This is a genomic window from Pluralibacter gergoviae ATCC 33028 = NBRC 105706, from assembly GCF_001598855.1.
Classification (GTDB): domain Bacteria; phylum Pseudomonadota; class Gammaproteobacteria; order Enterobacterales; family Enterobacteriaceae; genus Pluralibacter; species Pluralibacter gergoviae.
The window spans coordinates 1-12,541 of record NZ_BCZS01000007.1 but is presented as its reverse complement, the minus strand read 5'-3'; the positions used below and the strand labels follow the sequence as shown (position 1 = coordinate 12,541).

At 61.4% G+C, this 12,541-nt stretch carries 3 protein-coding genes; all 3 read left to right on the top strand.

Annotated features, from left to right (window positions below):
* Positions 1-11,667 carry a two-partner secretion domain-containing protein gene (locus tag ENGE1_RS28395; RefSeq protein WP_064360608.1) on the top strand — a complete coding sequence of 3,889 codons (11,667 nt, stop codon included), beginning with the start codon at positions 1-3 and terminating at the stop codon, positions 11,665-11,667.
* Positions 11,667-12,215, top strand: coding sequence for a hypothetical protein (locus tag ENGE1_RS28390; protein ID WP_146144428.1), 549 nt, complete (start codon positions 11,667-11,669; stop codon positions 12,213-12,215). The genes ENGE1_RS28395 and ENGE1_RS28390 overlap by 1 nt, the downstream gene beginning before the upstream one ends.
* A gap of 85 nt (positions 12,216-12,300) precedes the next feature.
* Positions 12,301-12,541, top strand: a 241-nt coding sequence (locus ENGE1_RS09095; protein WP_409372174.1) for a DUF6862 domain-containing protein, incomplete at its 3' end; no start/stop codon positions are given.

The following is a 12,541-nucleotide window of genomic DNA, read 5'->3' as shown; positions in this document are numbered from 1 at the left end:
ATGAACAGACACTGTTATCGCATCATTTTCAACCGCGCCCGCCGGATGCTGGTTGTTGTTTCCGAACTGGCGCGGGCCAGGGGCGGCGATACGGGCCGCGGCCCGGGCTGCGAGCCAGAATGCGTTGCCGCCCTGCGCCCGCTCACGCTGGCGCTGTGGCTTGCCGGAGGTATGATTAGCGCGGCGGCGCAGGCTGAAACTATCGCGCCCGATCGCAGCGCGCCGGGCGGACAGCAGCCCACCGTGATGCAAACCGGTAATGGATTGCCGCAGGTCAATATTCAGACGCCCAACGATAAGGGGCTTTCGCACAACAAATACAGCCAGTTCGACGTCGGCGAGCGGGGCGCCATCTTAAACAACAGCCAGCACAATACCCAGACTCAGCTGGCCGGACAGGTTGCCGGTAACCCGTGGCTGGCGAAAGGTTCCGCGAAAGTTATTCTTAACGAAGTCAACAGCATGAACCCGAGCCAGCTGCGCGGCTTCGTGGAGGTGGCGGGCCAAAAGGCAGACGTGATTATCGCCAACCCGGCAGGGATCACCTGCAGCGGCTGCGGCTTTATCAACGCCGGGCGTAATACCCTGGCCGCCGGCCGGGTGCGGCTGGAAAACGGCCAGGTCGCGGGCTATGACGTCGATCGCGGGCGAATAACCATCAGCGGCGGCGGCATGAACGCCACCGGGCAGGACTACACCCGGCTGATCGCCCGTGCGGTGGACGTTAACGCCCGCCTGCAGGCCGGCGATTTAAAGATAACGACCGGTCGTAACCAGACGGACGCCGACGGCAACGTCATTCAGGTCAAGGCCGACGATCCGGACGGTCGCCCGCAGTTTGCGGTGGATACCGCCTCGCTGGGCGGGATGTACGCTAACCGCATCACCCTGGTGGGAACCGAGCGCGGGGTCGGGGTACGCAACGCCGGAGAGATAGGCGCCACCCAGGGCGGATTTACCCTCAACGCCGAGGGCAAACTGACTAACAGCGGCACCCTCTATTCGCAGCAGGATTTGGCCCTGAAAACGGCCCAGCTGGATAACCAGGGACATATTGCCACCGGGGGAAACCTCAGCGTGACGAATCAGGGCAGCCTGACCAATAGCGGCCAGATGCGCGCTGACCAGGATCTGCGCCTGGATACGTCGGGCGTCTTACGCAGCGAGGCCGGCTCCAGCCTCATTGCCGGAAGGAATACCACCGTCAATGCCCAAAGCGTGGAGGCGGATAGCGGCAGCGCACTGGGGGCGGGAATAGACGATAACGGCCAGGCGACCCGCAGCGGTCAGCTGACCGTCAACGCTGCCGGACGGCTGGCCAGCCACGGCACGCATCTGAGTCGCGATGGCTTCACCGCCTCCGGCAGTGAAGTGGATCTCTCCGGCAGCCAGAACCGCTCGGCGGCGGTGACGGCAACCGCCCGCGACGGCAACCTCAGCGTGGACGGGGCGCTGATTGATGCAGATCGGGCGACGCTCAGCAGCGCCCGCGCCTTCTCCAGCCGCAACAGCGCCATCGCCGCCAGCCAGCTGAATATTCGCGCCGCGGACAAAATTGACAACAGCGGCGGGACGCTCATCTCCCGGGGGACTCAGGGCTTCTCGCTCAGCAGCCGCGAGATAGATAACAGCGGCGGCACCCTGGCCAGCGCCGGTGACTTCACCCTGACCAGCAGCAGGCTTATCAATACCGGCGGTCAGCTCGGCTCGGATAGCGGAAACGTGACGATTCAGGGCGGCGATATTGCCGGGGCGGAGGGTAAAATCCTCGCCGGGAAGGCGCTGAGCGTCAGCGGGCAGCAGATCGTACTCGACGGCGGCCTGACGCAGGGCCAGCAGGTTAATTTGCAGGGTGAAACGCTCTCCCTGCAGAATGCCCATCTGCTGCAGACCGGAGACGGCGAGGCGCAGATCGGGGCCAGCGGGCTGCTCAACACCCGGGGCGGCCTGATCGAGAGCGCGGGGGCGATGACGCTCAGCGCGGGCAGCATGGATAATACCGAAGGCCGCATTGCCAGTAACGGTAACCTCGGGGTTCGCAGCGGCGATCTGGACAATACCTCGGGCACGCTGATTGCTCAGCGGCTCGACATTCACGCGGCCGCGTTGACCAACCGCCAGGGGACACTGGAAGGTTTGCAGACGGTGGCGATCGATGCCGGCTCGCTGGACAGCCAGCAGGGCTTTATCAGCGCCGACGGCGGCGATGCCAGCCTCAGCGTTACCGGCGACATCGATAACCGCGGCGGTAACCTGCAAAGTGCAAAAAATCTCTTCCTCAGCGGGAATGCCCTCGATAACCAGTCCGGCCGGGTTCTGGCTGCCGGAGGGCAGCTTCAGGCCGGTTTCACCGGCAGCGTGAATAACAGCGGCGGCAGGCTGATTGCGCAGCAGCTGGCGCTGAGCGCCGGGGAGCTTAACAATCATCAGGGCGCCATCAGCGCCGCGTCCGGCGGCAGCGCGCTGGATCTTTCCGGCGCGTTTGACAACAGCGGCGGCACGCTGGAGAGCGCCGATGGGCTGACGCTGAATGCCGCCTCGCTTGATAATACCGCCGGGCGCATCGCCACGCCCGGCGCGCTGAATGTCGATCTGCACGGCGGCAGCCTGATTAACGCCCGGACAGATGCCGACGGGCTGGGGCTGCTTTCCGGCCAGACGCTGACCCTGTACAGCGGCGATCTCAACAACCTGAACGGTAACCTGCAGGCCCGTAACCTGATTCTGAACGCGGGCAATATCAATAATCAGTCCGGCTACCTGGGCGCCAGTGAGAGCCTGACGCTGAAGGGCACCTCGCTGAATAACGCCGACGGCCTGCTCAGCGCCGACGGCGGCGCGGCGTCGCTGTCGCTGACCGGCGCACTCGCTAACCGGCAGGGCACGCTGCAGAGCCAGCAGGCGATGAACCTCAATGCCGCCTCGCTGGATAACGACGGCGGTAAAATCCTCTCGGCAAAATCACAGGTTAACGGCGCCTTCAGCGGCGCCCTGAGCAACCGCGGCGGAAGCGTGCTGGCCGGGACGGCGCTGGAGCTGCGCAGCGCTTCGCTGGATAACCAGCAGGGCATCATTGCCGCCACGCATGGCGACAGCCGCCTGACGACGGGCGCGCTCAATAATCAGAGCGGCGATATTGAAAGCAGCCAGCGGCTTACTGTTGACGCCGGTCAGCTTGATAACAGCGGCGGCCAGCTGCTGGCCAGCGACGCGATGGAGGTTGTTTCTGACGGCCTCATTAACGACGGCGGCCTTATCCAGGCCCGCAATGCCCTCGCTATCGACACGCGGGGCGGAGCGCTCAGCAATACCGGGACGCTGACTGACAGCACCGGGATCCGTTCCGGCGGTCTGCTGACGCTGACCGCGGGCGACGTGGATAACCAGGGCGGGCTCATCAGCGGCGAGAGCCTGACGGCGCAGGGGAAAGCGTGGAATAACCAGGGCGGGGAGCTGAGCAGCGCCGGCGACCTGAGCCTCAGCGGCGCTTCGCTCAATAATGCCCAGGGGCTGGTCAGCGCCAGCGAGGGCACGCTGACGGCTTCGCTGACGCAGGATCTCAATAACCAGCGCGGCACCCTGCAAAGCGGGCAGAGCCTGGGTGTCTCGGCTGGCAGTGTCAACAACAGCGACGGCGCGCTGCTGGCGGCGGGCGGCAGCGCCGACGTCAGGGTGCAGGACGCCTTTAACAACCAGCGGGGAGAGCTGCTTGCCAGAAACGACGTGCGGCTGAACGCGGGCGACATCGATAATCAGGGCGGCCGGGTATCGGCCCTCAACGGCGGCGCGTTTATCGGCGCGGCCGCCGGGATCCTGAATCAGGGGGGCATTATTGATGCCGCCAGCGCCCTGCAGCTGAAGGGCGATCGCATCGCCAACGCCGGGGGGCAAATCGTGGCCTCCGGCGGCGCGCTGACGGCGTCAGCCCGGGAGATCGCTAACCAGAGCGGCCGCATGGCGGCCCAGGGCGATCTGCAGATTGACGGCCAGACGCTGGACAACAGCGACGGCACCCTCACCAGCGTCGGGGGACAGCTGCGGGCCAGTCTGGCGGATACGATAAATAACCAGCGCGGCGTGGTTCAGAGCGGGCACGACGTGCTGCTGCAGGGCGGCGCGCTGGACAACCGCGAAGGGACCGTGCTGGCGGTTGACGGCGTTAACCGCATCGCCGTGGACGGGGCGCTGCTCAATGGCGGCGGCGAGATAGCCAGCCAGCAGGCGGTAGAGCTGCGGGCCGGGTCTGTTGATAACCAGAACGGTACCGTCAGCAGTCAGACCGGCGCGCTGAACGTAAGCGTTGACGGCCTGCTGAATAACCAGAAGGGCGCGCTGGAGGGGGCGGGCCCGGTAGAGATTAGCGCCGGAAGCCTCAACAACCGCGGCGGCTCGCTGCTCTCGGCGGCCGACAATCTGGCGGTCAGCGTCGCGCAGGGGCTGGATAATCAGGGCGGACAGATTGCCGCCCGCCGCGGGGTAACCCTTGTCGCCGACGATCTGAATAATGTGCAGGGCATGGTCACTGCCGTTGAAGGCCCGCTGACGGTCAACGGCGGCCAGCGGCTGGATAACACCGACGGGACGCTGCAGAGCACCGGCGACCTGAACCTCAGCGCGGCCAGTCTGACTAACCAGCGCGGTACCCTTCAGTCCACCGCCGGCGACAGTACGCTCAGCCTGACGGGCGGGCTGAATAATCAGCAGGGTTTTGTCAGCGCCGGCAACCGGCTGACGCTGAACGGCGCAGAGATGGATAACCGCGACGGCGTGCTGGTGGCGAAGCATATCGACCTAACCAGCCAGGCGCTGACGAACCGGAACGGATTAATACAGGGCAGCGACGCGCTGACCATCAATACGCAGGGCAACCTGCTGGATAACAGCGGCACGAACGGCGACAGCACCGGGCTGCGCTCCGGCGGCAGCCTGTCGCTCTCGACCGGCGGCCTGAATAACCAGGGCGGGCTGATTGCCGCAAACGCGCTTACCGTAAGCGGGCAGGATGTCGATAACCGTCAGGGGCTGATTAACAGCACCGGAGATAGCCAGCTCACCACCGGCGATCTGAATAACCAGAGCGGGGTCATCCAGTCCGGCGGCAGCATCAGCCTCGATACCCGCGGAGCCGGGTTGCACAACGAACAGGGCACGCTGCTGGCCGATAAGATCCTGACGCTCAGCGCCGGCGCGCTCGGCAACGCTCAGGGCCTGATCCAGGGCGGAGCGGGCCTGACGGTAGCGGGTTCGCAGCTGGATAACGGCCGCGGGCAGCTCCTCTCCGGCGGGGGGCTGACCACCCGCGTGGACTCGCTGAATAACGACGCCGGCCTGATATATGCCGCCGGCGATGCAGACGTCTCTGCCTCACAGGATCTGCGCAATCAGCAGGGGCTTATCAAGGCCGATGGGGCCCTGACGGTCAGCGCCGCGCAGCTTGATAACCAGAATACCCGCGGCAGCGGCCAGGGCATCGAGGCCCGGGACCTGACGCTGAATGCGGCCTCGCTCAATAACCAGAGCGGCGCCCTGCGGGCGGGCGATACGCTGCAGGCGAACGTCAGCGAACGGCTCAATAACCAGAGCGGACTGATCTCTTCGCAGAACAGCCTGACCATCGGCCAGCCAGGCCAGCGGCCTGCGCTTGCCAACGGCGGCGGCGATATCGTGGCCAACGGCGACGCCAGCCTGTGGCTGGGGCAGATTGACGGCGTCGGGCGGATCACCAGCGGCGGCAGCCTCAGTCTGGATGTGGCCTCGGCGCTGAATCAGGACGGCAGCCTTGCCGCCGGCAACGATCTGACGCTGAATACCAACGGTAACGCCCTGACCAACGCCGGCAGCATTAACGCCGGTAACCAGCTGACGCTGAATAGCGGCCATCTCGACAACCTGCAGAGCGGTGACATTAATGCTGGCACCACGCGGGTGAATGCATCTGACATTCTCAATCAGGGGCTGATTGATGGCGGCGACGTGCTGATACGCACCGGCGATCTGCACAACACCGGCACCGGGCGCATTTACGGCGATCGCCTGGCGATCGATGCCCGCACGCTGCTCAATGATAAAGCGGGCGACACGGCGGCCACCATTGCCGCCCGGGAAGATCTCGTTATTGCCACCGATCGGCTGGTCAATCAGGATCACGGCCTGATCTACAGCAACGGCGGGCTGAGCATCGGCGGCGCGCTGAATGAGGCCGGTGAGCTGAGCGGCCAGGCTTCGCAGGTGGAAAACCTGAGCGCCACGATTGAAGCGATGGGCGATTTGCGCATCGACGCCGCGCAGACTGAGAACCGCGATATTCACCTCACGGTCAGCGACAGCCTGCAAAATGTCTCGGTGAGCGACAATATGCTGGAGGTTGAGCTGTGCAGCGGCAGAGAGTGGCCGGAAGGCTGCGGCCGGATTGACGGCCAGCACTATCGCTTCAATGGCCACGTGATTAATTACGAGCAGGGCGAAACCAGCAACGTTGCCTTTGACTTTGATCAGGACGGGCGCAGCTACGCCCTGGATGCGGAAGGCAACCGCATCACGGTTAACGTCAACGGCCAGGACGAATATGTGTATCTCTGGCAGGACACGGCCAACGACATTATCTGGTTCAACCTGCCGGGGGTGACCGATGCCGGGCGGCGCTTTGACGTGTTCTCCTTCACCCGCAGCGTTAAGGAGCAGGCGGTCAGCGGCCAGGACAGCGCGGTTATCCGCAGCGGCGGTAACCTGCTGCTCAACGGCGGCCTGCACAATAAGGACAGCCAGGTGGTGGCCGGGCAGGATCTGACCATCAACGGCAATGTGAATAACGATGAGACCACCGTCAGGCAGGAAATTACCGACGACGGCGTGGTGATCCGGGCCGGGAAACGAAAAGAGCACAAGGAGACCCACTTTGAAGGCCAGGGCGCCTACCAGCCTCCTCTGCAGGAAATTGACCTGCCGCTGCATCTGACGGTTCAGCAGCAGGGCCAGGGGCCCGCCGATGGCCGGACCATCGACGGCCAGAAGCCGACCACCGGCGGCGGTGAACAGGCATCTGGTCTGAACGGCGGCGCTGAGCTGATGCGCCGCGACGATCGGACGCTGGTGACCGAAGTCGCGCTGCCGCCCGGCCAGTCCGTCGATACGCAGCTCAGGCCGGTGAACGACACGCTCACGGATAGCGCTGACCATTCGCCGTCAGATTTACAGCGCCGCAGCGGCGCCGATGGCCTGGTGGACGTCGCCCTCAGCGGTGCCGGCGGCCTGACGTCCGGTGCGACGGGTAGCCTGAACGGAACCGTGGGAAATGCACAGCTTGACGGCACCCAGAGCGGTGCCTCGACGACGGTGCCGGCGGGACAGGATAACTGGGTGCTGCGCAGCGTCACCGGGCCGGTGAAAGTGCCGGACAGCAGCCTGTTCGTGCTGCATCCCGGCACCGACAGCAACTATCTGGTGGAGACCGATCCCCGCTTTACCCAGGGCAAAAAGGCCCTGAGCAGCGGCGATTTTTACTCTCAGGACCAGCTGCAGAAGCGGCTCGGCGACGGCTACTACGAGCAGTCGCTGGTGCGCGATCAGATCGTGAAGGCGACCGGACAGCGCTACCTCTCCGGCTACAGCGACGATGAAGAGCAGTACCGCGCTCTGCTCAGCAGCGGTAAATCCTTCACCGAACGCTTCGGCATCGCCCCGGGCGTCGATCTCACTCCGGAGCAAATGCTGCAGGTCACCAGCGACATGGTGATCATGGTGAACCAGACGGTCACCCTGCCTGACGGCAGTACCCAGGTCGTCAGCGTGCCGAAAGTATACGCCCGGGTTAAGCCCGGCGATCTTAAGGGCGACGGCGCCCTGCTCTCGGGCAACAATGTGCGCATCAACACCGCCGGGGATGTGATCAACAGCGGCACCATTCAGGGGCGCGATCTGACGGCCATTTCTGCGGGCAACCTGCTGAACACCGGCGACATCAGCGGCAACCGGACGCAGCTGGTTGCGACAAATGACATCGTCAACCGCGGCGGCCAGCTCAAGGGCGGCGACCAGCTCAGCCTGCAGGCGGGGCATGATATTCTCAACGTGACGGACAGCTATCAGAAAGGCAGCGAAGGCTGGCTCGGCCGCCAGGCGGTGATTACCGTCACCAATGACAAAGGCGAACTGTCGGCTGAAGCAGGCCATGATATCCATATGACGGCAAGCCAGCTCAGCAACCAGGGCAAGGACAGTATCACCCGCCTGGTAGCCGGGAATGACATTACGCTGGATACCGCCGGCATCAGCCACGCCACGGACTATACCCGCAACAGCAAGAACTACGATCGCAGCATGGAGACCCGGGAGATAGGCTCAACGATCGGCGTCGGGGGCGATCTGCTGATGCAGGCCGGGCACGACCTGAACCTGCGCGCCGCGGACGTGACGGCCACCGGCGACGCCGCGCTGATGGCGGGCAATGACGTCAATCTGCTGAGCGGGGAAGATACCTGGGATCAGTCCAGCCGGGCGAAATGGACAAAGCACGGCACCTTCTCGAAAACCACCACCAAAATCGCCTCTGAGATGCACCGGGAGACGGCGGCGAGCAGTACGGTGTCCGGCGATAATGTTACGGTGATGGCCGGAAACAACCTCACCTCTGAGGGCAGTAATATTCTGGGTACCCACGACGTGACGCTGGAGGCGAAGAATAACATTACGCTGACCACCGCCGATGAGTCGGACCACTCCTTCTTCAGTGAGACGAAGAAAAAATCCGGCATCAGCAGTACCGGCGGGATAGGTATCTCGGCGGGAAGCTCGTCGCAGAAAGTCACCAGCGACGATCTCAGCAACGTGAAAAAAGGCAGCGTGGTAGGCAGCAGCCAGGGGAACCTTACCCTGCTTGCCGGCAACGGCGTCAACATCCACGGCAGCGATCTGGTGGCCGGCGAGGATATGACGATTCAGGGTAAAAACGTTAATATTACGGCAGCAGAGAACAGCCATACCGCCCTGACCACCCGCGAGACCAAGAGCAGCGGCCTGACGTTGGGGCTGTCGGGGACGGTGGGCAGCGCCCTGAATACGGCCACGGAGCAGCTGAAATCGGCCAGAAATGAGGAAGACGGTCGGCTGGCGGCGCTGAAGGGAACCCAGGCCGCGCTGACCGGCTACCAGGCTACACAGGCCGCGCGGCTGGCGCAGGGCGCCGCTGATTCTAACGAAGGCAACTACGCCGGGATAACGCTGAGCTACGGCAGCCAGAAGTCGAAATCTGAAAACCGGCTGGAGGAGCATACGGCCTCTCCGAGCCACGTTCAGGCCGGGCGCGATGTGACCATCCGCGCCACGGACGGCGACCTGAACATACAGGGAAGCGACCTGCAGGCCGGACGCGACATGGGCCTGGCGGCAAGCCGGGATATCAACATGACCTCCGGGCAGAACAGTTCCGAGAGCAGTGGCAGCAACAAGAGCCACGGCGGTAGCGTGGGCGTCGGGGTAGCTGCTGGCTCCGGCAGCGCGGGTTTCAGCGTATCGGCGAGCGCGAACCAGAGCAAAGGCCGGGAAAACGGCAGCAGCCTGACGCATACCGAAACCACGGCGAGCGCGGGCCGTACCCTGACCATTGACAGCGGACGCGACATTCTGATGCAGGGTGCGCAGGGCAGCGGCGAATCGATTATCGCCAACGCGGGTCGCAACCTGACTATCACCAGCGAGCAGGACAGCGACCGCTACGACATGAAGCAGACCGGCAGCAGCGCGGGTGCCAGCGTGACCTGGGGCGCGGGCTTCAGCGGCTCGGCGAGCGTCAGCGCCAGCCGCGACCGGATGAACAGCAACTTCGATTCGGTGCAGGAGCAGTCGGGGCTGTTTGCGGGCAACGGCGGGTTTGACGTCAACGTGGGCAGCCATACCCAGCTCAACGGCGGAGTGCTTGCGTCCACCGCCACTCCGGACAAAAACCGTCTGGAGACGGGGACGCTGGGCTGGAGGGATATCGGCAATCAGGCCGACTTTACGGTAGAGCACCAGAGCGCGGGGGTGAGCACCGGCGGGAGCTATGCGGGCCAGTTTATCGGCAATATGGCGAGCAACACGCTGACCGGCGCCCACGGCAGCGGCCACGACAGCAGCACGACGCACGCGGCGGTGGAAGCCGGGACCATCATCATCCGGGACCCGGGCAACCAGCAGCAGGACGTATCGACGCTGAGCCGGGACACGGAGCACGCGGCGAACGGCCTGAGCCCGATATTTGACAAGGAGAAGGAGCAGAGGCGCCTGCAGGAAGCGCAGCTTATCGGGGAGATAGGGACGCAGGTGGCGGATATCGCTAGGACCGAAGGGAAGATTGCCGGCGAAAAGGCGAGGAACGACCCGGCAGCGCTGAAGGCGGCGAAGGAAAAACTGGTGGCGGAAGGCAAGCCTGACCCGAGCCGTCAGGAAATAGCAGACCAGGCCTATGCCAGCGCGATGAAGCCCTGGGGCACCGGTAGCACAGTGCAGCAGGCGATTTCAGCGGCTACGGCAGCCGTGCAGGGTCTGGCAGGGGGGAACATCGGCCAGGCCATCAGCGGAGCCGCAGCGCCGTACCTGGCGGAAGTGATTCACAACATGACCACCACGAAGGACGCAAATGGCAATGAGGTGGTGAACACCCAGGCGAACCTGATGGCGCACGCGGTACTGGGGGCGGTAGTGGCCTCAGCCCAGGGCAACTCCGCGCTGGCAGGGGCAAGTGGCGGTGCGCTGGGCGAGTATATTGCGCAGCAGATATATCCGGGCGTACCGAGGGATAAACTGACGGAGGAGCAGAAGCAGACCATCAGCGCGCTGGGAACCCTGGCGGCCGGGCTGGCGGGAGGGCTCACTGGAGGCAGCACCGCAGATGCAGTGGCCGGGGCGCAGGCCGGGAAGAATGCGGTTGAGAATAATTTCCTGAATCAGGGCCATCCGCAGGAATACGCTGATAAGTACAAAGCGTGCAACGGGAATGCAGGCTGTGAGCAGAATATTCGTAAGGAAATGGCGAAAGAGTCAGCAGAGAATGTTCAGAAACTGAAGTCATGCTGGGACTCCGGTGATGCGGCCTGTGTTGCTGATATGCGCGCGAAGATGGAACTCAGCGATCAGGCGTATACAGAACTGCGCAAACAGGATGATATGGCTGGCCGCGCTTATGAAAGTTCAGCGCAATGGTATGCTGATATCATTGACCAGTGCGCAGGTAAATGTGGCTGGCTGGAAGCATCTCTCCTTAAAACAGGAGCTGATGGTCTGAGCAATATTGCTTATGGTGCGTTGGGAGCAGGGAGTGTACCGAAACCTGGGCAGGCAGGAAGTGCAAATGATATTAGATTTGCTAATGAAATTAGCAAAGATATCTCAGCAATAGGGAAACAAACAGATATAGATTTTGCTGCCAAGAATACGAAAAAGAGTGCAGGACAAATAGTTGTTAAGAACATAACTCCAGATGAGGCGATTAATAATCTGTCAGCGAATGGTTATACCAAGGCAATGTCAAAAGATGGTTCAGTTACTATCATGTCTAAAGGAGATACAGTATATAGATTTTATCCATTTTCTACCGGTGGTGGAATCGTCGGAGCTGAATCAGGAGTACCGTCCGCCTCAGTTTCAGTGGGTGGGAAAATAATTTCTAAAATACGTTTTCCTGGAGAGAAATAGTGATGGATTTCGAAAATAAAAAAGCAATATCTTTGCTTGAGCGCACGGTGAAACTTGGGGTAAATCTCCCTCAAGATGTTTTCTTAAAGAGATTTGAAAATTATTTATTTTTTGATAATGATATATGTACTTCAGAATGTTTAATTGGTGCTTTAAACTATTTGATTTTTAATTCTCATTTTGAGGTTGCGTCTGCGTATGTGTATTCCTCTTCAGACTATAATTATTTAGGTTCCCTTAACGCAGATGATAATTGGGTAAGTAAGATATTTTTATTAAGTAAGAGTATGAATGATGATGGTGATTATGGTGGGTTGATTATTTTAGATGCAAGTAATAATTGGTGTCTTTTTCAACGAACACCTGTAGATGATGGAGTGCTTGGAATTAATGATGATTCATTATTAAAGAGTGAAATAGTTAATGATAATTTTTTTAATTATGAAAATATTAATGAATGGTTGAGCCAAAATACACTGCAAGATATAGAGTTAGTTAAAGGTTCGGGTAAGGATTATCTAGAGAGTTTAATCCTAAACTATAGTTGAGAATAATTATCTGAGCAGTACGGATAAGAGCCGCCAGACATATCTGCGTAACAGGAAAGAGCGTACACAGGAAGAACAGCGGGACTTGGATGCCTTAAATCGTAAGGACGCGGAAACCAGCAAAGCCTTGGTAGATGCCTGTCTGGGCGGAAGTGCTTCGGCCTGTACCACAGCGCGTAAGGATGCGCAGGAGAAACAGGCTACTTATCAGAATCTGGGTTACCAGAATCCTAAGGAAGTGCAGGAAGGCTACCAGCAGATACAGCAGCTGCTTAACGGAACCGGCCCGGAAGCGAAACAGACGCAGGAACTGTTTAACGGTATGG